Source organism: Stenotrophomonas sp. HMWF023, from assembly GCF_003060985.1.
Lineage (GTDB): Bacteria > Pseudomonadota > Gammaproteobacteria > Xanthomonadales > Xanthomonadaceae > Stenotrophomonas > Stenotrophomonas lactitubi.
Map to the genome: position 1 here is coordinate 1 of NZ_QAIJ01000147.1, position 21765 is coordinate 21765.

General features: G+C 66.5%; 20 protein-coding genes and 1 pseudogene. 14 read left to right on the top strand and 7 right to left on the bottom strand.

Features of this window, described 5'->3' with window-relative positions; translation table 11 throughout:
* The 8 genes from lpxD to DBR20_RS07955 all read left to right on the top strand — a co-directional run.
* The coding region (lpxD, locus tag DBR20_RS07920; RefSeq protein ID WP_108265800.1) for a UDP-3-O-(3-hydroxymyristoyl)glucosamine N-acyltransferase at window positions 1-726 on the top strand (726 nt) is incomplete at its 5' end.
* Window positions 723-1178, top strand: coding sequence for a 3-hydroxyacyl-ACP dehydratase FabZ (gene fabZ / locus DBR20_RS07925; RefSeq protein ID WP_089239833.1), 456 nt, complete (start codon window positions 723-725; stop codon window positions 1176-1178). The genes lpxD and fabZ, both read left to right, overlap by 4 nt.
* Window positions 1179-1197: 19 nt before the next feature.
* Window positions 1198-1989, top strand: coding sequence for an acyl-ACP--UDP-N-acetylglucosamine O-acyltransferase (gene lpxA / locus DBR20_RS07930; RefSeq protein ID WP_108265801.1), 792 nt, complete (start codon window positions 1198-1200; stop codon window positions 1987-1989).
* Complete coding sequence (gene lpxB, locus DBR20_RS07935) at window positions 1986-3245, top strand: lipid-A-disaccharide synthase (protein ID WP_108265802.1); 1260 nt, start codon at window positions 1986-1988, stop codon at window positions 3243-3245. The genes lpxA and lpxB overlap by 4 nt, the downstream gene beginning before the upstream one ends.
* Window positions 3242-3913 carry a ribonuclease HII gene (locus DBR20_RS07940; protein WP_108265803.1) on the top strand — a complete coding sequence of 224 codons (672 nt, stop codon included), beginning with the start codon at window positions 3242-3244 and terminating at the stop codon, window positions 3911-3913. The genes lpxB and DBR20_RS07940 overlap by 4 nt, the downstream gene beginning before the upstream one ends.
* Window positions 3914-4190: 277 nt before the next feature.
* A complete protein-coding gene (gene dnaE, locus DBR20_RS07945; protein WP_108265804.1) occupies window positions 4191-7769 on the top strand; it encodes a DNA polymerase III subunit alpha in 3579 nt (1192 codons plus the stop codon).
* A gap of 59 nt (window positions 7770-7828) precedes the next feature.
* A complete protein-coding gene (locus tag DBR20_RS07950; protein ID WP_108265805.1) occupies window positions 7829-8692 on the top strand; it encodes a hypothetical protein in 864 nt (287 codons plus the stop codon).
* Window positions 8693-8821: 129 nt separating this feature from the next.
* Window positions 8822-9781, top strand: coding sequence for an acetyl-CoA carboxylase carboxyltransferase subunit alpha (locus DBR20_RS07955; RefSeq protein WP_049465344.1), 960 nt, complete (start codon window positions 8822-8824; stop codon window positions 9779-9781).
* Between the two features lie 324 nt (window positions 9782-10105).
* Here the strand turns inward: DBR20_RS07955 and DBR20_RS07960 are convergent, their stop codons facing one another.
* Window positions 10106-10561 (bottom strand): CopD family protein, encoded by a 456-nt coding sequence (locus DBR20_RS07960; protein WP_108265812.1) that lies wholly within the window; start codon window positions 10559-10561, stop codon window positions 10106-10108.
* 148 nt (window positions 10562-10709) lie between these two features.
* Here DBR20_RS07960 and DBR20_RS07965 point away from each other — a divergent pair, with 148 nt between their 5' ends.
* On the top strand, window positions 10710-11306 hold the full coding sequence (locus tag DBR20_RS07965; RefSeq protein WP_108265806.1) for a class I SAM-dependent methyltransferase: 597 nt from the start codon (window positions 10710-10712) through the stop codon (window positions 11304-11306).
* A gap of 86 nt (window positions 11307-11392) precedes the next feature.
* Window positions 11393-12700: a polyhydroxyalkanoate depolymerase gene (phaZ, locus tag DBR20_RS07970; RefSeq protein WP_089239819.1), complete on the top strand. Its 1308-nt coding sequence runs from the start codon at window positions 11393-11395 to the stop codon at window positions 12698-12700.
* A 234-nt stretch (window positions 12701-12934) separates the two neighbouring features.
* Here the strand turns inward: phaZ and DBR20_RS07975 are convergent, their stop codons facing one another.
* Window positions 12935-13924, bottom strand: coding sequence for a sensor domain-containing protein (locus tag DBR20_RS07975; RefSeq protein ID WP_108265807.1), 990 nt, complete (start codon window positions 13922-13924; stop codon window positions 12935-12937).
* The gene (locus DBR20_RS07980) at window positions 13921-14286 is read right to left on the bottom strand and encodes a PadR family transcriptional regulator (protein ID WP_099821443.1); all 366 of its coding nucleotides are present in this window, start codon (window positions 14284-14286) and stop codon (window positions 13921-13923) included. The genes DBR20_RS07975 and DBR20_RS07980 overlap by 4 nt, the downstream gene beginning before the upstream one ends.
* A 136-nt stretch (window positions 14287-14422) precedes the next feature.
* Between DBR20_RS07980 and DBR20_RS07985 the strand changes: the two genes are divergently transcribed.
* Complete coding sequence (locus DBR20_RS07985; RefSeq protein WP_108265808.1) at window positions 14423-15325, top strand: peptidylprolyl isomerase; 903 nt, start codon at window positions 14423-14425, stop codon at window positions 15323-15325.
* A 112-nt stretch (window positions 15326-15437) separates the two neighbouring features.
* Here the strand turns inward: DBR20_RS07985 and DBR20_RS07990 are convergent, their stop codons facing one another.
* On the bottom strand, window positions 15438-16310 hold the full coding sequence (locus tag DBR20_RS07990; protein ID WP_089239805.1) for a DMT family transporter: 873 nt from the start codon (window positions 16308-16310) through the stop codon (window positions 15438-15440).
* A gap of 116 nt (window positions 16311-16426) precedes the next feature.
* Here DBR20_RS07990 and DBR20_RS07995 point away from each other — a divergent pair, with 116 nt between their 5' ends.
* Together DBR20_RS07995 and DBR20_RS08000 are read left to right on the top strand one after the other, a co-directional pair.
* Window positions 16427-17371, top strand: coding sequence for a LysR substrate-binding domain-containing protein (locus DBR20_RS07995; protein WP_108265809.1), 945 nt, complete (start codon window positions 16427-16429; stop codon window positions 17369-17371).
* Between the two features lie 69 nt (window positions 17372-17440).
* Complete coding sequence (locus tag DBR20_RS08000; protein WP_108265810.1) at window positions 17441-17734, top strand: hypothetical protein; 294 nt, start codon at window positions 17441-17443, stop codon at window positions 17732-17734.
* 86 nt (window positions 17735-17820) lie between these two features.
* Here the strand turns inward: DBR20_RS08000 and DBR20_RS08005 are convergent, their stop codons facing one another.
* Together DBR20_RS08005 and DBR20_RS08010 are read right to left on the bottom strand one after the other, a co-directional pair.
* A complete protein-coding gene (locus tag DBR20_RS08005; RefSeq protein WP_108265811.1) occupies window positions 17821-18621 on the bottom strand; it encodes a DUF4349 domain-containing protein in 801 nt (266 codons plus the stop codon).
* On the bottom strand, window positions 18618-18974 hold the full coding sequence (locus DBR20_RS08010; RefSeq protein ID WP_100464227.1) for a GFA family protein: 357 nt from the start codon (window positions 18972-18974) through the stop codon (window positions 18618-18620). Before DBR20_RS08010 ends, DBR20_RS08005 begins: the two co-directional genes overlap by 4 nt.
* Window positions 18975-19086: 112 nt before the next feature.
* Between DBR20_RS08010 and DBR20_RS08015 the strand changes: the two genes are divergently transcribed.
* Complete coding sequence (locus DBR20_RS08015; protein WP_100552002.1) at window positions 19087-20895, top strand: DUF885 domain-containing protein; 1809 nt, start codon at window positions 19087-19089, stop codon at window positions 20893-20895.
* Window positions 20896-21015: 120 nt separating this feature from the next.
* Here DBR20_RS08015 and smrA read toward each other — a convergent pair.
* A pseudogene (smrA, locus tag DBR20_RS08020) lies at window positions 21016-21765 on the bottom strand (multidrug efflux ABC transporter SmrA); the annotation flags it as partial.

The following is a 21765-nucleotide window of genomic DNA, read 5'->3' on the forward strand; positions in this document are numbered from 1 at the left end:
CCCGGCATCCATCCCAGCGCGGTGATCGATCCGCAGGCGCAGGTCGCCGCCAGCGCACACGTCGGCCCGTTCGTCACCATCGGCGCACGCAGCGTCATCGGCGACAACTGCATCATCGGTGCCGGCAGCATCATCGGCGAAGACTGCAGCCTCGATAGCGGCTGCGAGCTGATCGCGCGCGTTACCCTGGTCACCCGCGTCAAGCTGGGCAAGCGCGTGCGCATCCATCCCGGCGCCGTGCTGGGCGCCGACGGCTTCGGCCTGGCAATGGACGCCGGCAAATGGATCAAGGTGCCGCAGCTTGGCGGCGTGCGCATCGGCGACGACTGCGAGATCGGTGCCAACACCTGTGTTGACCGCGGCGCGCTGGAAGACACCGTGCTGGCCGAGGACGTCCGCCTGGACAACCTGGTGCAGATCGCACACAACGTGCAGATCGGCGCCCACTCGGCCATCGCAGGCTGCACCGGCATTGCCGGCAGCGCCAAGATCGGCCGTTACTGCCTGCTCGGCGGCGCCGTTGGCGTCGTCGGTCATCTTGAAATCTGCGACAAGGTCGTGATCACCGGCAAATCGGTGGTCCGCAACTCCATCACCGAGCCGGGCGAGTACTCCTCCGGCACGCCCCTGACCGACAACCGCACGTGGCGCAAAAACGCCGCGCGCTTCAAGCAGCTCGATGCACTGGCCCGTCGCATCCTGTCTGTGAGCAAGGAGAAAGAATGAGCCAGCCCCAGACCCTGCCGGACATGGCGCAGATCCAGACGCTGCTTCCGCACCGCTACCCGTTCCTGCTGGTGGACAAGGTGGTGTCGATCGACTACGAGAAGCGCACGATCGTTGCGACCAAGAACGTCAGCATCAACGAGCCGTTCTTCCAGGGCCACTTCCCGGGCCAGCCGATCATGCCCGGTGTGCTGATCATCGAAGCCATGGCCCAGGCCGGTGGCGTGCTGACCCAGTTGACCCTGGGCCGCGATGCGCAGTCCAAGCTGTTCTACATGGTCAAGGTCGACAAGGCCCGCTTCACCAAGCAGGTGGTGCCGGGTGACGTGCTGGAAATGCACGTCGAGATCAAGCGCGTGATCCGCAACATGGCCGTGTACGACTGTGTGGCCAAGGTCGACGGCGAAGTCGTCGCCTGCGCCGAGGTGCTGTGCGCCGGCACCCGCGAATGACCCTGGCTGGAGGACCGAGATGAGCGACAACGCCCCCCTGATCCATCCCACCGCCGTGATCGATCCGTCGGCACGCCTGGCCGACGATGTCCGCGTGGGCGCGTTCACGATCATCGGTCCGGACGTCGAGATCGGTGCCGGTACCGAGATCGGCCCGCACTGCAGCGTGCACGGCCCGACCCGGATCGGCCGCGACAACCGTTTCATCGGCCACGTCGCGGTCGGCGGCGAGCCGCAGGACAAGAAGTACGCCGGTGAACGCACCGAACTGGTGATCGGCGACCGCAACGTGTTCCGCGAGTTCGTCACCCTCAACCGTGGCACCGGCGGCGGCGGTGGCATCACCACCATCGGCGATGACAACTGGATGCTGGCCTACACGCACGTGGCCCACGATTGCCACGTCGGCAACTTCTGCGTGTTCTCCAACAACACCACGCTGGCCGGACACGTGACCGTGGGTGACTACGTGATCATCAGCGGCTTCGCCGGCGCGCATCAGTTCTGCCGCATCGGTGCGCATGCCTTCCTCGGCATGGGCGCGCTGACCAATGGCGACGTGCCACCGTTCACCATGGTCGGCACCGACTCGCTGGGCCGCCCGCGCGGCATCAACAGCGAGGGCCTGAAGCGCCGCGGCTTCGACCCCGAGCGCATCACCGCCATCAAGCGCGCCTACCGCACGCTGTACGTGGCGGGCCTGCCGCTGGCCGAGGCCAAGGCGCAGCTGGCCGAGCAGGCGCGCGACAGCGACGACGTCAAGTCGATGCTGGACTTCATCGAACACACCGAGAGGCACCTGCTGCGATGAGCAGCGCGACCGGCCAGGCGCCGGCCGGCGCCGACGTGATTTCGCTGGCCTCGATGGCCGGCAGCGTGCCTGCGCATCGGGTGCTGAGCGATCGTCCGTTGCGGATCGCGCTGGTCGCCGGTGAAGCCTCCGGCGACCTGCTCGGTGCGGGCCTGATACGCGAACTGAAGGCCCGCTTCCCGCATGCCGAATTCGCCGGCATCGGCGGCGATGCGATGCGCAGCGCCGGTTGCCAGACCTGGCACGATGCCAGCGAACTGGCGGTGATGGGCCTGACCGAAGTGCTGCGCCATCTGCCGCGCCTGCTCAAGCTGCGTTCGGCGTTCCGCCAGCGTGCGCTGGAGTGGCAGCCGGACGTGTTCATCGGCATCGATGCTCCCGACTTCAATCTGGGCATCGAACGCTGGCTGAAACAGCGTGGCGTGCGCACCGTGCACTATGTCAGCCCTTCGGTATGGGCATGGCGCGAGAAGCGCGCCGAGAAGATCGGCAGCAGCGCCGACCTGGTGCTGTGCCTGTTCCCGATGGAACCACCGATCTACGCCAAGCACGGCATCGACGCGCGCTTCGTCGGCCATCCCATGGCCGATGACATCCCGCTGCACGTCGACCGTGAAGCAGCCCGGATCGAACTCGGCCTGCCCGCCTCGGCCAAGGTGCTGGCCGTGCTTCCCGGCAGCCGCCTGGGCGAGATCTCCAAGCTCGGCGAAGCCTTTTTCGAGGCCGCCTGGCAGGTGTCCGAGCGCATTCCCGGCCTGCACGTTGTGGTGCCGGCGGCAAATGCGGCCTGCCGACGCCTGATCGAGGAGCAGCTGTCACGCTCGGCACTGCCGGTGGCCTATTCGCATGTACTGGACGGCCAGGCGCGCAACGCGATGATCGCCGCCGACGTGGTGGTGCTGGCCTCCGGCACCGCGACCCTGGAAGCGATGCTGGTGAAGCGGCCGATGGTCGTCGGCTACCGGGTCAACGAACTGACGTACCGCCTGGTGAAGGCGCTGGGGTTGATCAAGGTCGACCGCTTCGCCCTGCCCAACATCCTTGCCGGTCAGGACCTGGCGCCAGAACTGATGCAGCACGACTGCACGCCGGAAAAACTGGCCGCCGCCGTCCAGCAGTGGTTCGACCACCCGCAGCGGATCGCCGACCTGCACGGTATCTACGCGCGCCTGCATGAACGCCTGCGCCGCAATGCCTCGGCGCGTGCAGCCGATGCTGTCGGCGAGCTGCTGGTACGCGGCCAGGAAAAAGCATGAGCCGTCGCCATGCCGCGGCGGCCAGCCTGGCCCTGTTTGATGGCGCCGCGGTGATCGACCCCGGCCACCGCATCGCCGGTGTCGACGAAGCTGGTCGGGGACCGCTGGCTGGCCCAGTGGCGGTGGCAGCAGTGGTGTTCGATCCGCAGCGGCCACGACTGAATGGTCTGGATGATTCCAAGCAGCTGACTGCGGCCCGCCGCGAGCAGCTGCATGACCGCATCCTCGACCGCGCCCTGGCCTGGCACGTGGTGCTGGTGGACGTGGAAGCCATTGATCGCCTGAACATCTACCAGGCCACGCTGCAGGGCATGCGCGATGTCGTCGCGGCGGTGGCCCACGTGGCCGGCTTCGCCCGCATCGATGGCAACGTGGTGCCCAAGGGGCTGGTGCTGCCGGCGCAGGCGCTGGTCGGCGGCGATGGCATCGACCGCGCGATCATGGCGGCCTCGATCCTGGCCAAGGTCTCGCGCGACCGCTACATGCTGGACCTGCACGCTCGCCACCCGCAGTACGGTTTCGACCAGCACAAGGGCTATGGGACCCCGGCGCATCTGGCCGCCCTGCGTGAACACGGCCCGTGCGCGGAGCACCGGCGCAGTTTCGCCCCGGTGCGCGAGTGCCTGGAAGCGCCGCCGGCTGTGGCCGCCTCCATCGCGATCGCCTGAATCGCCTGAACGGCCGCTGCAATCCGTCTGGAGAAGAGTCCCCCTGAGTCAGGGGGACGCGCCAAGGGCGCGGGGGTCTGGAAGCATGCTGAGACGGGGCCCGCGGTTCGCCTGCGAACCGTGGGAAGCGATAGCGCGAATGCGATATCGCGTACCGTCAAGTCCTTGTCGCAACCCCCTGCCCTCGCTACCCTGACCGGGCACTCCAGCGCTTCCCGACCCCGGCGACGATTCCCGCGTCTGCACCCGGGGCCTGCGCGCTCCAACCTGGTCCGGCATGTCCAACTCCCGCTTCGTACATCTCCACGTCCACACCGAGTTCTCGCTGGCGGACTCGACCATCCGCGTGCCGGCCAAGCCGGACCAGGCTGACCCGAAGAAGGCCAAGCAGGCCAACCTGCTGTCGCGCTCGGTCGAACTCGGCCTGCCTGCGCTGGCGGTGACCGACCTCAACAACCTGTTCGCCCTGGTCAAGTTCTACAAGGCCGCCGAAGGCGTGGGCATCAAGCCGATCGCCGGCGCCGACGTGATGATCGCCGAGGAAGGCCAGGACCCGTGGCGGATGACGCTGCTGTGCCGCGACCGCGAGGGCTATCTGAGCCTGTCGCGACTGCTGACCCGGGCCTGGATGGAAGGCCATCGCCCCGAGGGCGGCGTGGCCGTGCATCCGGACTGGCTGAAGGCCGGCAACGCCAGCCTGTTCGCCCTGGCCGGCCGTGAAAGCCTGGCCGGGCGCCTGGCGCTGGATGGCAAGCATGACCTGGCCGAACAGCAGCTGGCCGACTGGCAGCGCGTGTTCGGCGACGGCCTGCACCTGGAGCTGACCCGTACCGGCCGTGACGGCGAAGAGAGCTTCAACCAGTTCGCGCTGATGGCCGCCGGCCAGCGTGGGCTGCCGGTGATCGCCAGCAACGACGTACGCTTCCTGTCACCGACCGATTTCAGCGCGCACGAAGCACGCGTATGCATCTCCACCGGCCGCGTGCTGGATGACCCAAAGCGCCCACGCGAGTACAGCGACCAGCAGTACCTGAAGTCGGCCGAGGAGATGTGCGCGCTGTTTGCCGACATCCCCGATGCGATCGACAACACGCTGGCGCTGGCCGAACGCTGCAACATCGAGATGCGCCTGGGCACCTACTTCCTGCCCGACTATCCGGTGCCCGACGAGGAGACGCTGGACAGCTGGATCCGCAGCGAATCGCGCAAGGGCCTGGCTGCACGCCTGGAAAAGAATCCCATCGCGCCCGGCATGACCGCGCAGGATTACAGCGACCGCCTCGAGTTCGAGCTGGACACCATCATCAAGATGGGCTTCCCCGGCTACTTCCTGATCGTGGCCGACTTCATCCAGTGGGGCAAAGCGCAGGGCATCCCGATCGGTCCCGGCCGTGGTTCCGGTGCCGGCTCGCTGGTGGCGTGGGCGCTGCAGATCACCGATCTGGACCCGTTGCCGTACAACCTGCTGTTCGAGCGCTTCCTCAACCCCGAACGCGTGTCGATGCCCGACTTCGACATCGACTTCTGCATGGACCGCCGCGACGAAGTCATCGACTACGTCGCACGCAAGTACGGCCGCGAGCGGGTCAGCCAGATCATCACCTACGGCACCATGGCGGCCAAGGCGGTGGTGCGCGACTCCGGCCGCGTGCTCGGCTTCCCCTATGGCCTGGTCGACGGCGTCGCCAAGCTGATCCCGAACATCCTCGGCATCTCGCTGAAGGACGCGATGGGTGAGGGCAAGGACAGCGAGATGGCCTCGCCCGAGCTGATCCAGCGCTACCAGAGCGAGGACGATGTCCGCGATCTGATCGACCTGGCGCGGCAGCTGGAAGACCTCACCCGCAACGCCGGCAAGCACGCCGGCGGCGTGGTGATCGCGCCCGAACCGCTGGCCGAGTTCTGCCCGCTGTTCGCCGAACACGATGAAAATGGCCGCGGCAAGAATCCGGTCACCCAGTTCGACAAGAACGACGTTGAAGAAGTCGGCCTGGTGAAGTTCGACTTCCTCGGCCTGCGCACGTTGACGATCATCGACTGGGCAGTGAAGGCGATCAACAAGCGCCACGAGCGCGCCGGCATTCCGCCGGTGGACATCACCCAGCTGCCGCTGGACGATGCGCCCACCTACAAGGACATCTTCGCCTCGGGCAATACCGGTGCGGTGTTCCAGTTCGAATCCTCGGGCATGCGCCGCCTGCTGAAGGACGCCAAGCCCGACCGTTTCGAAGACCTGATCGCGCTGGTGTCGCTGTACCGACCCGGCCCGATGGACCTGATTCCCTCCTTCGTCGACCGCAAGCACGGGCGCGAAGACGTGGAGTATCCCGATCCGCGCACCGAGCGCATCCTGCGCGACACCTACGGCATCATGGTGTACCAGGAGCAGGTGATGCAGATGGCGCAGATCGTCGGCGGCTACTCGCTGGGCGGCGCCGATCTGCTGCGCCGTGCGATGGGCAAGAAGGTGCCGGCGGAAATGGCCAAGCACCGCGAGATCTTCCGCGAAGGTGCGGCCAAGGACGGCGTTGGCGAAGCCAAGGCCGATGCGATCTTCGACCTGATGGAGAAGTTCGCCGGCTACGGTTTCAATAAATCGCACGCCGCCGCCTACGCGCTGGTGAGTTACCAGACGGCCTGGCTCAAGCGCCATTACCCGGCCGAGTTCATGGCCGCGACGCTGTCTTCGGACATGGACAACACCGAAAAGGTGGTCGGCTTCCTGGACGAGGTGCGCAACCTCGGCCTGACCGTGCTGCCGCCGAAGGTGAACCAGTCCGCCTTCATGTTTGAAGCAGCCACGCCGGACACCATCCAGTACGGCCTGGGCGCGATCAAGGGCGTCGGCCAGGGTGCCTGCGAAGCGGTGGTGGACGAGCGCCTGCGCGGCGGCGACTACACCGATCTGCTCGACTTCTGCACCCGCATCGGTTCGGCCAAGCTCAACCGGCGCACGCTGGAAGCCATGATCAACTGCGGTGCACTGGATGAGCTGGGCCACAACCGTGCCTCGCTGATGCTGCAGCTGCCGGAAGTGATCAAGGCCACCGAACAGATGGCGCGCGAGCGTGCGTCCGGCCAGAACTCGCTGTTCGGCGGCCCCGAGCCGGGCGTGCAGGCCATCCACCTGGAGCTGCAGGAAACCGAGGAATGGCCGTTGCTGCAACGCCTCAACGGCGAGCGCGACACGCTCGGCTTCTACCTCAGCGGCCATCCGTTCGATCCCTGGCGCGATGACGTGCGCGATCTTGTCGGTACCGATCTGGGCTCGGTGGAAAAGATCTGGAGCGCCAACAGCAACAGTGGCGGCGGCGAAAAGCGCTGGCGCCCGGAAGTGCAGACCGTGCTTGCCGGCCAGGTGGTCGGCGTGCGCCGCAAGGGCGAGAGCCAGATCTTCATCCAGCTGGAAGATGGCCGTGGCCGCGTCGAATGCAGCGCGTTCTCCGATGCCATGGCCGAGTTCGGCCACCTGATGACCAAGGACCGCATCCTGGTGGTCAAGGGCGGCCTGCGCGAAGACGAATTCAATGGTGGCTTCGCACTGCGCATCCGCCAGTGCTGGGACTTCGACGAGGTCTGTGCGAACTACGCCACGCGCCTGTCGCTGCGGCTGGACCTGCGCCAGCAGCGGCCGGTGTGGGAGCGCATCGACGCCCTGCTCGACCGCCATCGCCCCGGCCGCACGCCCCTGCGCCTGGACCTGCTGCTGAAGGGACCCGATGGCGGCATCGCCGGCATGCTCGATGTCTCCGGGCAGAGCGCGGTGCGTGTCGATTCCAAGCTGATGGAGGCGCTGCGCGCCGAACCGGCCGTGCGCACGCTGAAGGTGCGCTACAGCCCGCCATGGGCCAGCTGAGGCTGGCCCCGAATCCGTTGTTGTTTTCCCGCTGCATACGTCAAGGACGATTGCCTGCAATGAAGAACCTGTTGTTGCCGATGATGGCCGCGCTTGCGCTGGTCGGCTGTTCCTCCAACGTCGATTTCGAGATCGACAACCCGACCGATGCGCCGCTGGCGATCAGCATCGATGGCAAGGACCTGCCGGTGGCCGCGCACGCGTCGCGGCCGATCAGCCTGGCTGCCGGTGAGCATCACCTGCATACCGACCGCCTGGGCGACGTGCGCTTCATCGTCTACGCCGACGGCCGCGGCGGCCTGATCAACCCGAGCCTCAGCGAATACGTGACCGCGCGCGAGATCTATGTGACCGGCGAGGACAAGTTGAAGAACTTTGGCGTCAGCGGCCTGGGCATCGAGCTGGGTGGGGTCGAGTTCAAGGGACCGTACGAAAAGCACCACGGCCTGTTCATCGACAAGACCTGGAACTTCGGCGTGCGCGAGCCGTTCCCCGAGGAGCAGGTGGTTGCCCACGTCGATTCGACCGGCGGCAGGATCAGTACCAAGATCTTCACCGCGCCGGCGTTCATCAGCTATGTCGAGGCTGGCATGGGCGAACCCGGTGCCTACAAGCGCGAGCAGCCCGCCGGCTACGTGGCGCCCGCCTACACGCTGCAACCGGCGCCCGCGCTGCCCGCGCTGGACCCGGCCTTCGAGGCCCATGCCGGTCCCGTGCGCGACATCTATGCGCGCTGGCTGAAGGCCACCACGGCCAGCGAGCAGAAGGCCCTGCGCAAGGAAGACTTCCAGGCGCAGATGGCCTTCACCCACGCCACCATGACGCTGGGCGCGAAGCTGCCGGTGGCAGCCAACCAGGCCTACAACGACTTCGTGACGATCCGCAGCACCGAAATGGCCCGCAGCGCGCTGGTCCTGCCCTGAACCGGCGGCCGGCGGCCCGACTGGCGCCGCTGGCCCCCACTGCGCTACCGTCGGTTTCCAGACGAAGGCGTACGGGCCGTTCCTGCGCATTCGGCTAGAATTCCCCTCTTCTTTACACGACGGCTTCCGATGAATCCGAACTACCTCGACTTCGAGCAACCCATCGCCGACCTGGAAGCCAAGATCCAGGAACTGCGCAACGCCAGTGCCGGGCCGGCGGTCAATGTCGAGGCCGAAGTGCATGCGCTGCAGGACAAGCTGCGCGTGCGTACCGCACAGATCTTCCGCAATCTGACCTCGTGGCAGGTGCTGCAGCTGGCACGCCATCCGTCGCGCCCGTACACCGCCGACTACATCCGCATCATCTGCGATGAGTTCCAGGAACTGGCCGGCGACCGCGCCTTCGCTGACGACAAGGCGATCATGGGCGGCCTGGCCCGCATCAATGGTCGCTCGGTGATGGTCATCGGCCACCAGAAGGGCCGCGACACCAAGGAAAAGATCAAGCGCAACTTCGGCATGCCCAAGCCCGAGGGCTACCGCAAGGCGCTGCGCCTGATGAAGATGGCCGAGCGCTTCGGCCTGCCGGTGCTGACCCTGATCGATACCGCCGGCGCCTGGCCGGGCATCGATGCCGAGTCGCGCGGCCAGTCCGAAGCGATCGCGCGCAACCTGATCGAGATGGCCGAACTGAAGGTGCCGATCATCTGCACCGTGATCGGTGAAGGCGGCTCCGGCGGTGCGCTGGCGCTGGGCGTGGGCGACCGCACCGTGATGCTGGAATACGCGGTGTACTCGACCATCACCCCGGAAGGCTGCGCCTCGATCCTGTGGAAGGACGCCGGCAAGGCCAAGGATGCTGCCGAGCAGCTGGGCCTGACCGCGCCGCGCCTGAAGGGCCTGGGCCTGGTCGACAAGGTCGTGCGCGAGCCGACCGGCGGCGCCCACCGCAACCCGACGCAGATGGCCAAGCGCCTGAAGGCCGTGCTGCTGAACGAGCTGGAAGCGCTGGATGCGCTGTCCACCCAGGAGCTGTTGGACCAGCGCTACAAGCGCCTGCGCAGCTACGGCACGTACGAAGCGGCGTGATCGCTTCCTGACGTCGGATACGCAAAGAGCCGGGCAGACGCCCGGCTCTTTTGTTTGCGCCCTGATGGCATCCACGCATCGCGTGGATCTACCGGGTGCAGCTGCGGCTGTTGACGTTCGGGTCCGCCATGAGCGAGCCGAGCATCGCAGGGGAATCAGGGGCGAAGAGGCGCCGATGTTTGAGCGCAGCGAGTTCGGCGTCGTCCCCTGATTCACCGAGAAGCGCAGGGAACCGGCGCGCAGCGCCGGCGAGCGTTCGGCGGCGTGTTCTTTGGTTACTTTCTTGCACGAGCAAGAAAGTGACATGTTCGAACGCGCGGGATCTCAGAACGGCTTGGCCAGCACCAGCCATACGATCGGAATGAACGCCAGCAACGGAATTTCGTTGATCCAGCGCAGCGCGCGCGAGGACGGCAGCGCCCGGCCCTTGGCCACACCCTTGAGCAGGCGCCCGATCCAGATGAAGTACGCCAACAGCACCACCACCAGGCCCAGCTTGGCATGCAGCCAGCCCGCGCCGCCCGGGGCGACCATGGTCGGGAAATCCGGAATCACCTTGTAGCCCAGCCACAGCACCAGGCCGAACACGAACGCCAGGCCGAACATCGAATGGCCGAAGCGGTACAGGCGCATGCCCATCAGCTGCAGGCGCTCGACCACCGCCGGCTGCCCCGCCGTCTCCGACAGGTTCACCAGGATGCGCGGCAGGTAGAACACCGTGGCCATCCACGCCACCACGAACACGATGTGGAAGGTCTTGACCCAGTAGTAGCTCTGCATGCGCTCGCTCCGGCGGCTGGCGTGGATGTCCGCCATTCTCGCATGTCGTGGCGAGGCCACCGCACGCGCACCCGCCGCGACACATCGACGCATGGTGTGCTGCAACACCGTACGATAGGCGCCGATTTCACGACTGCACCGGACCGCCATGGACAAGACCTACAACGCCGCCTATTTCCAGCGCTGGTATCGCCGCGCCGACATCGGTGGCAGCGCGCGCCTGGCGCGCAAGGTCGCCCTCGCCGTTGCCACGGCCGAGTATTACCTGGAACGACCGATCCGCAGCGTGCTGGACATCGGCTGCGGTGAAGGCGCCTGGCGCGCGCCGCTGCTGAAACTGCGTCCGAAGGTCGACTACCTCGGTTTCGACAGCAGCGAGTACGCTGTGCGCCGCTACGGCCGGACCCGCAACCTGCACCTGGCCAGCTTCGGCGATTTCGCCTGGCTGCGGCCCTGTGCCCCGGTCGATCTTTTGGTCTGTTCGGACGTGATGCACTACGTACCCAACCGCGAACTGCGCGCTGGCCTGGCCGGTGTCGCCGAGCTGACCGCAGGCGTGGCGTTCCTGGAGACCTTCGCCGCCGAAGATGAATTCGAGGGCGACCATGACGGCTTCCAGTCGCGTCCGGCCCGCTGGTACCGGCGCGAGCTGACGCGCCAGGGCCTGCAGGCGGTCGGTTCCCACCTCTGGCTGGGGCCAGCACTGGCCGGTGAAGCAGCCGCGCTGGAGCAGGCCGCGCGCTGAATGGAGCCGGTGGCGCCGCTTAACGTCCGGGACAGCCGGATGCGCTATGCTGCGCGGCAACATAAGACCATACATATTCGGTCGGCATGCTCTATCAACTGCACGAACTGACCCGCAACCTGCTCGCCCCCTGGGTGCACCAGGCCCAGGCCAACGCCAAGTTCTTCGCCAACCAGGGACACTGGTGGTCGCAGATGCCCGGCGCTGATCGCCTGGCGGCGGTCAATGAGCTGTTCCATCGCATCGGCAAGGATTACGAGAAGCCCGAATGGGGCATCAACGAAATCGAGGTCGAGGGCGAGCGCGTGCCGATTGTCGTGCACGAGGAACTCAGCAAGCCGTTCTGCAAGCTGCTGCGCTTCAAGCGCCACAGCAATGAAGCCGACCAGCTGCACACCATGCTCAACCAGCCGTTCGTGCTGGTGGTGGCGCCGTTGTCCGGCCATCACGCCACGTTGCTGCGCGACACCGTGCGCACGCTGCTGCGCGATCACCGCGTGTACGTGACCGACTGGGTCGACGCGCGCATGGTGCCCGGCAGCGAAGGCGAGTTCGGGCTGGACGACTACATCGCCTACATCCAGGAGTTCATCCGCCATCTTGGCGTCGAGCGCCTGCACGTGGTCAGTGTCTGCCAGCCGACCGTACCGGTGCTGGCAGCGGTTTCGCTGATGGCCAGCCGCGGTGAACCGACCCCGCGCACGCTGGTGATGATGGGCGGCCCGATCGATGCGCGCTGCAGCCCGACCGCGGTCAACAACCTGGCGACGCAGAACCCGCTGTCGTGGTTCGAGAACAATGTCATCCACACCGTGCCGGCCAGCTATCCAGGTGCCGGTCGCCGCGTGTATCCCGGCTTCCTACAGCACGCCGGCTTCCTGTCGATGAATCCCAGCCGCCACTTCAGTTCGCACTGGGATTTCTACACCGACCTGGTGAAGGGCGACCTGGAAGATGCCGACGCGCATCGCAATTTCTACGACGAGTACAACGCCGTGCTGGACATGCCGGCCAAGTACTACCTGGACACCATTTCCGTGGTGTTCCAGGACTTCCTGCTGCCGCGTGGCGAGTGGGTGGTCAACGGCGAAAAGGTCGATCCGTCGGCGATCCGCGATACCGCGTTGCTGAGCATCGAAGGCGAACTGGACGATATCGCCGGCCTCGGTCAGACCGAAGCGGCGCAGGCCCTGTGCAGCGGCATTCCGGCAGAACGCCGTGAACACTTCATCGTCGATGGTGCCGGCCACTACGGCATCTTCAGCGGCCGCCGCTGGCGCGAAGTGGTCTACCCGAAGGTGCGTGACTTCTTCGCCGCGCATGCCGAAGCCCCGGCGGCCAAGGCCACGAAGAAGAAGAGCAACGTCACCCCGCTGCGCCGCAAGGCGGGGTAACCCGCCCTGCGCCCGGTAGTGCCGGCCGCTGGCCGGCAGCTGTTGGTAGATGCCAACCTTGGTTGGCGCTTCCGGTAGATGCCAACCTTGGTTGGCGCTCTTCCCGGCGTACTGGCATCTGATCGTTCGTGCCAACCAAGGTTGGCACCTACCAGAGCTGAGCTTGCCAGACATCCCGATCCCTGATGGATCGTGCCGACCAAGGTCGGCACCCACCAAAGAGCAGATTGCTGCTTACAACCGCACCAGCAGGTTCTTGGCCAGCATGCCGTGCAGCTTGCCGATACCGCGTGCCAGGTGCATCGTCAGCAGCAGCAACAACACACCCACCCCTGCAACCACGATGGCCACCAGCGGCGAGGCCGCCATCGGCAGCACGTTCACGTCGTTGATGTAGATGCCGGGGATGTCACCACTGAAGATCGCCGCCACCGGCGCCCAGATCAAACCCAGCGACAGCGACAGCAGGGTCACCGCGATGGTGAAGTAGATGATGCCCAGCGGCAGCATCAGCACGAAGTACAGCAGGGTCAGCCAGGTGCGGCCATCGGTGAACATGTCGCCGATACGCTGCAGCCAGCTGCGGCTGCGGTCGGTGTACTGCGGCCGGCGCGGCATGCGCTCACCCAGCAGCGCTTCCACCAGCCGCCCCTCCAGCAACGCCAGTCCACGCACCGAGCCGAAGAACAGCACGGTCAACGGAACGCCGATGATCAGGATCAGCAGGCCCAGCGACAGCGACAGGCCGGTGACCACCCAGGTGAAGAAGAAAATGCCGGTGGCCAGCGACAACAGCATGTAGAACAGCGCGCCGTAGGTGTGCGGGTCGGTCACCACGCCGAAGAAGCGCGCCAGCAGCGAACGCTGCACGGGGGCCGCCGGCTGCGCCGCCGGTGCAGCACCGCTGGCTTCGGCCGCTGCACGCAGCACCGGACCCGTGTCGGCCCGCGGCGTACGCAGCGCGCGGTTCACCGTGAGCTCGGTTTCGCGATAGATCTCCGCCACCTCGTCCGGAGCACCGTAGCTGCCGGCGACATCGGCGATGACCTCGGCTTCGCTGCGGCCGGGTTGCGCTGCCAGTTCAGAGCGCAGGTATTCCTCGGCGTCGTACAGGGCGTCCTGCACCATCGCCGGATCGGCACCGTCCAGTGCCGCACGCAACTGCGCCAGGTACTGCGGAATGGTGCTCGGCAGACTGTTGCCTGCCAGGTTCAGGTCGTTCATTGCGGTACCCCCTCCAACACGGAATCGACGGAATCACGGGTGTCACGCCAGGCCTGGCGCCATTGCTCCAGCACCTCCCGGCCACGCGCGTTGATGCGGTAGTAGCGGCGCGGTGGACCGCTGCTGGACGGCTCCACATGGCTCTCCAGCAGGCCGGCGCCTTCGAGGTTGCGCAGCACCGGGTACAGCGCGCTCTGCTTGCCGCTGAGCACGCCCTCGCCCACGCGCTCCAGCTCCTTGGCGATCAGGTAGCCGTACAGCGGCTCACCGGCGCGGGCCAGCACCGCCAGCAGGGCCAGCGAGACCGTGCCGGCGCTGAGCTCCTTCTGGAACTTCTTCAGGTGGACATCGTCTTCGGACATGACCGGCCCTCCACTACGTTGAAGTCAACAGTAGTGCGAAGTCCGCTATAGCGAATGTGTCGTTAGTCACTCTGCCGGTTGGCGTGGCCGTGCGGCTCGCGCAGAATCGAGGCCTCGTTCATGTTCCGGGGTTTCCATGTCGCACCGCCGTCGTCTTGCCCTGACCACCCTCGCCCTGGCCTGCCTGCTGCCCGCACTCGCCAGCGCGGCCACGCCCTACCGCAGCCCGCAGCAGATTCTGGAGGCCTCGGCCGCCACCGACTGGCGCACGCCGGACCCGGCCAACCTGCTGTACATGGACCTGCCGGCCGGGCGGGTGATCATCGAGCTGGCGCCGCAGTTCGCCCCGCGCCATGTCGGCAACATCCAGACCTTCGCCCACGAGCACTTCTGGGACGGCACCAGCATCTACCGCTCGCAGGACAACTTCGTGGTGCAGTTCGGCGATGCCGACGCCGACGATGCGGCCAAGGCCAAGCCGTTCGGCAGCGCGCAGCGCAAGCTGCCGGCCGAATTCGAGCGTGCCAACAGCGGTTTGAAGGTGGGTGTGCTGCCGGATCGCGATGGCTGGGCAGCGCAGACCGGCTTCGTCGACGGCTTCCCGGTCGGTCAGGACCCGCAGGCCGGCAAGGCCTGGCTGGCGCACTGCTACGGCATGCTGGGTGCGGGCCGCAGCAACGAGGAAGACAGCAGCATCGGTGCAGAACTCTATGTGGTGACCGGCCAGTCGCCGCGCCAGCTGGACCGCAACATCACCCTGGTCGGCCGCGTGCTGAAGGGCATGGAGCTGCTCAGTGCGATCCCGCGCGGACCGGCACCGATGGGATTCTATGCTGACCCGAAGCTGCGCACGCCGATCGTGTCGATCCGTCGCGTAAGCGACGTGCCTGTGGCCGAACGCACGCCGATCCAGGTGCTGCGCACCGATTCGAAGACCTTCGCCGACACGGTGGAGGCGCGTCGCAACCGCGTGGATGATTTCTACAAGCGCCCGGCGGGGCATATCGACCTGTGCAATATTCCGGTGCCGGTGCGGTAGCGCCGGGCCACGCCCGGCGAGCGTAGCGGCGGGTTGGCAATGCGAAGCGGAAAGCATCCACGCATGGCGTGGATCTACTGTAGAGCCGAGCCATGCTCGGCTGCAGGATTCATCAGCCCTTCTGGCTGACGGCCACGCTGCCCAGAATCAACGCACCCGCAATCAACATCTGCACCGTCACCGCTTCGCCCAGGAACAGCCAGGCAAACGCAGCACCGAACAGCGGCACCAGGTAGGTCACCGTTGACGCACGCGACGGGCCGATGCGGCCGATCAGGCGATAGAACATCAGGAAGGCGAATCCGGTGCAGACCACGCCCAGCGCGATCGCCGCGCCCCATGCCTTGCCCGGAATCGGGCCCTGCGGCAGATGTGTGAGCGCCATCGGCAACAACCACAATGAGGCGCACGACAACGTGGCAGCGGCGGCGGCAGCTGAGGGCAGACCGGTCATGTGCCGCTTCACCAGGTTCACGCCCAGGCCGTACAGCAGCGAGGCCGCCGCACCGGCCAGCACGGCCGTGCCGATGCTCAACCCCGAGATCTTGGCCGTGGCCAGCACCACCACGCCGGCAAAACCGACCAGCAGCGCGCCGGCGCGGCGCACACCGATCTTCTCGCCGAAGAACAGGAACGCAATCAACGCAGCGAACAGCACGGTCATCGCATTGCAGATCGCACCGATGGCGGCCGGTGCACGCTCTGCGGCGTAAGCAAACAGCACGAACGGCAATGCCGAATTGACCAGACCGATCGGTGCCAGCCACAGCCAGCGGCGCGGCGGGAACTGCGCGCGGGCGCGCCACAGGAACGGCAACAGCACCAGCGCGCCCAACACCAGCCGCACCTCGACCAGGGCGAACGGACCGAACGAGGGCACCGCCACCCGCATGAACAGGAACGAGCAGCCCCAGATCGCGCCGAGCAGGGTCAGTTCCAGCGGTGTGCGCCAATCACGCTCGGTCGCCTGGGGTATCGCATTCATCTTCTGTGTCCGTCCGTCATCGTGGCGCTGGTCTGGCCACACAGGATCGGCCGCAGACGCCCGCCGCACAAGCGCGTAGTATCGCTGCCAGCCACAAATATGGCTTGAGGCTGGACATGCTGCTACGCCCTTCCCTGCTCCCTGCGCTGGCCGTTTTCGCGGTTGCCGCGCGCCATCAGAACTTCGCCCAGGCGGCGCAGGAACTGCATCTGACCGCCAGCGCGGTCAGTCACCATGTGCGTCGCTTGGAAGAGGTGCTGGCCACGCGCTTGTTCCTGCGCCATGCGCGCGGGGTACGACTGACGGCCGAAGGCCGGCAGCTGGCCGACGCCGCCAGCGCCGCGTTCACCGATGTCGCCGCCGTCGCCCACCATCTGCAGCCGGACGCGGACAGCGTGCCGCTGCGGATCGCTACGCTGCGCTCATTGTCGTACTGCTGGCTGCTGCCACGGCTGCCGCGTTTCACCCAGGCCCATCCACACATCCGCATCGAGCTGCACACGGGTAGTGGCCTGGACCGCTACGACGAAAACGGCCCGGAGGTGGGCATCCGTTATGGACTGGGCCAGTGGCCCGGACTGCACGCGCAGCACCTGATGGACGACAACCTGTTTCCCGTCGCGTCCCCGGCATTGCCCGGTGTCGAAGCACTGGAAGACCCGGCACGCATCGCCGGATTGCCGCTGCTCAGTGATCTGTCACCACAGGGCTGGCGCGACTGGTTCCGCCACGCCGGCGTGCGCCCGCCGTCGCCGTTGCCGGCGATGCACACCTTCGCCGACAGTACCGACGCGATGCGCGCGGCGGTGTATGGCATGGGCGCGGTGCTGGCGCGCACCCACGTCGCCCAGCCTTATCTGCAGCGCTATGAGCTGGTGCGCCTGCCAGGGCCTGCACTGAAGGCACGCTATGCCTATTACGTGGTGCATGCCGAAGGGCGGCCGCCCAGCCCCGCTGCGCGGCTGTTCATCGACTGGTTGCTGGGCCAGGCGCAGGACGAACGCACGCCGGTTCCCGCATTGCCCGACAGCCTGCTGGGGCGCCCGAGCACACCCGGCTGACTGCGCCCTCACCCGATCTTTGCCCGGCGCTGGCTAGGCTGCAGGCGAACCCCACAACGTGCTTCCGCCATGGCCCTGCTGCGACTGCGAATTACCGGAACCGAAGACGATACCCGTGCGATCAGCGACCTGCTGCTCGGCCTGGAAGGCATCGAACACGTCGAAGAGACCGACGACCTGATGCCGCACATGGATGACGATGATTCCAGCTCGGCCGGCCTGTCCGACGACATCGGCCCGGGCACCCACGAACTGGAAGTGGAAGTGGGCAATGAAAGCACCGCGCAGAAGGTGCGCGATGCGGTGCAGGAACTTGCGCTGGAACTGGATGTGTTCGTCGAATACGAAACCGACGAAGGGTGAACAGCCGCCGGGCATGGCCCGGCGCTACCTTCTGCACATTCCGGTAGCGCCGGGCCACGCCCGGCGAGCGCATCGCGCGGTGTCGATCAGGCTTTGCGGCGGCGACGACGGATCAGCGCACGGACGATCCAGGCCATCACCAGCGCCACGACGCCCACCGGCAGCAAAGCGGCCGCAGCACGGATCAGGAATGCCACGCTGGTGCTGAGAATACTGCCCGACTCGCTCAGTGCTTCGCCGATCTCGCTGCGGCTGCGTTGGCCCGAGGTGGTGTCGAAATGCATGGTCACCAGCTGGGTATCGATGCGCCTGCGCTGTTGGGCGGCGTCCTTGGTGGCCTGCTCCACACCCGCCTCGATCTCCGACAGGCGCGTGGTGATCGCCATCAGATCCTCGATCTTCAGATCGCCGCGGTCCTGGTAGGACAGCAACCGCGCGTGCTCCTTCTCCAGCCGAGCCTTGGTCAGCGCGGTGTCGGCCACCTGCTGGGCCAGGTCCTCGGCACGCGTATTGCGCGCCTGCAGCTTGCCGCCTTCGCCGGCCAGGCCGATCAGCGATTCCACGCCCTTCGGCGCGATGCGTACCTTGACCTCGCCACTGGGCTGTTCGCCGCTGCGCTGATCCACCTGCAGCACCGCGCACTCACCGAACTTCGCGTTCTGGCAGGCCTGCGCGACCTGCTGGATACGCGGCGCGATCTGCGCCGCTTCCAGCTGCACCTGCACATCGTGCTCATAGGCCAGGAAGGCACCTTCAGGCGAGGCTACGCCCGCTTCGGCGGCACCACCGGCATCGGCGGCCCTCTCACCCTGTTTGGCACAGGCCGCCAGCGCCAGCAGCAATGCCGGCACGATAACCACGCGCGTCCACACGCGAGGCGCCGTCATCGCGAGGCTCCGTCGAACGAGGTGATCGACAATCCACCCAGCTCGACCTGCGGCAGGCAGCGCACGTTGATCGCCACCATCGGCAGGCCACTGCGCGGGTCCACCGCCTCGCTGTACGGCGCGGTGCCGCATGCGCGGCAATGATGGTGATCGATGTTGTGGGTGTTGAACTGGTAGGTCGCCACATCGGCAATGTCGGTGCCCAGCTGCAACGCCTCCCGCGGGGCGAACCAGAGCAGGCTGCCGCGGCGGCGGCACATCGAGCAGTTGCAGTCGATGACGTCCTTGATGGGTGCATCAGCCTGCACGGTGAATGCGATCCTGCCGCAATGGCAGCTTCCCTGGTATTCCATGTCCTGCGCTCCGCTGGAGGGTCCTTGTGTGCACCCATGGTAATCCTATGGCACGGGGACAAAGCAGCCCCGGGGGCCTATGCTCGGGGATTGACCCCGTACAGGAATGCCGATGCGCCCGCATCTTCTTGCCCTCGCCCTCGTCGCCGCCCTCGCCGGTTGCCAGCCGGCCGATGCCCCGACCAATGGTTCCACCCCGGCCGCCAGCCAGCAGGCAGGTGATGCGGCGGTCGATGCCGCCTTCGCCGACCTGTCCAAGCGTGCCCTGGACACCTGGATGCAGCTGTCCCCGGTCAGCGCCACCCAGATCGGCGACCACCGCTATGACAGCGAGATCGATGACCTGAGCGCGGCCGGCCAGCAGAAGACCGTTGACGCCTACAAGGGCCTGCTGGGCGAGCTGGACAAGATCGAGGTGGCCAAGCTGGGCCGCGAGAACCAGGTGGATGCCGCGATCCTGCGCAACCAGCTGCAGTCGGAAATCTGGAATGCCGAGGTGATGCAGTCCGGCAAGTGGGACCCGCAGCTGTACAACGGCGTTGCCGGCAGCGCGATCTACGGCCTGATGGCGCGCGAGTTCGCGCCGCTGCCGGAGCGCCTGAAGTCGGCCACCGCGCGCATGGAGAAGCTGCCGGCGATCTTCGCCCAGGCCCGCGAGAACCTGGATCCGGCACGCGTGCCGAAGATCCATGCCGAGACCGTGGCCAAGCAGAACAAGGGCATCCTCAGCATCGTCGATACCTTCATCACCCCGCACATCGGCGAGTTGCCGCAGGCCGACCAGCAGCGCCTGCAGGCCGCCATCGACGGCCTGAAGAAGGCCGTGGACGAGCAGCAGACCTGGCTGGACAAGACCCTGGTGCCGAACGCCAAGGGCGACTTCCGCATCGGTGCGGAAAAGTACGACCAGAAGCTGAAGTTCGCGCTGAATTCCTCGCTGTCGCGGCAGGAGATCGGTGAGCGTGCACGCGCCGAACTGAAGCGCGTGCGCGAGGACATGTACGGCATCGCGCAGACCGTGCTGAAGGACAAGCCGGGCGCACCGGAAATGCCGGCGCAGCCGAGCGACGAACAGCAGCAGAAGGCGATCGAGGCCGCGCTGGAGCTGGCCTACGCTGACAAGCCGGCGCGCGACAAGGTGGTCGACGATGCCAAGGCCGCACTGGAGCAGTCCACCGCGTTCGTGCGCGAGCACGACCTGATGACCCTGCCCGACGCGCCGGTGGACATCATCCTGATGCCGGAATTCCAGCGTGGCGTGGCCGTGGCCTACTGCGATTCGCCGGGCCCGCTGGACAAGAACCTGAAGACCTTCTACGCCGTCTCGCCGATTCCGGACGACTGGAACGACAAGCAGGTTGACTCGTTCCTGCGTGAGTACAACTCGCGCATGATCCACCTGCTGAGCATCCACGAAGGCACCCCGGGCCACTACCTGGAAGGCTGGCATTCGGCCAAGTTCCCCTCCACGCTGCGTGCCGTGCTGCGTTCGGGCCTGTTCGCCGAAGGCTGGGCGGTCTACACCGAGCGGATGATGCAGGAGCAGGGTTATCTCAACAACGATCCGCTGTTCCACCTGGTGCAGCTGAAGTTCTACCTGCGCACGATCTCCAACGCGATCCTCGACCAGGGCGTGCACGTGGACAACTGGGACCGCGAGAAGGCGATGCACCTGATGACCCACGACGCCTTCCAGCAGGAAAGCGAAGCCTCGGGCAAGTGGGTGCGCGCGCAGCTGACCTCGGCGCAGCTGCCGACCTACTTCGTCGGTGCACAGGAACACTTCGACACCCGCAAGGCGATGCAGGACAAGCTGGGTGACAAGTTCAACCTGAAGGCCTACCACGACCAGATGCTGTCCTACGGCGCACCGCCGGTGCGCTTCGCACGCCAGCTGATGCTCGACCAGCCGATCGAATGATCGATCGGCTGTGAGTTGAATGAAAACGGCCCGGGGAGACCCGGGCCGTTTTCATCTGTGTTGTACGGCATCCACGCGTGGCGTGGATCTACTGTTGCTCATCCATCGTCCGGGCGGCGGTCATTGCTCGGCGGCGACAAAACCACCGGTCTGCCGCGCCCACAAGCGCGCGTACAGTCCACCTGCCTCGATCAGCTCGGCATGGGTACCGGTCTCGACGATGCGGCCCTGGTCCATCACCACCAGCCGGTCCATGCGCGCGATGGTCGACAGGCGATGGGCGATCGCGATCACCGTCTTGCCACCCATCAGTTCGTCCAGGTTGTCCTGGATCGCCGCTTCCACTTCCGAGTCCAGCGCCGAGGTGGCCTCATCCAGCACCAGGATCGGCGCATCCTTCAGCAGCACGCGAGCAATCGCAATTCGCTGGCGTTGGCCACCGGACAACTTCACGCCGCGCTCGCCGACATGCGCGTCGTAGCCACGACGCCCTTCGCCGTCGACCAGCGTATCGATGAAGGCCTCCGCGCGCGCCTTGGACACGGCCGCGCGCAGCTGCTCGTCGGTGGCATCCGGGCGGCCGTACAGCAGGTTGTCGCGGATCGAACGGTGCAGTAGTGAGGTGTCCTGGGTAACCACGCCGATCTGCTGCCGCAGGCTTTCCTGGGTGACGTAGGCGATGTCCTGGTCGTCGATCAGGATGCGTCCGCTTTCCAGGTCGTACAGCCGCAGCAGCACATTCACCAGCGTCGACTTGCCGGCACCGGACGGGCCGACCAAGCCGATCTTCTCGCCCGGCTTCACCACCAGCTCCAGGCCAGCAATCACGCCACCCTTCTTGCCGTAGTGGAAATGGACATCCTGGAAGTG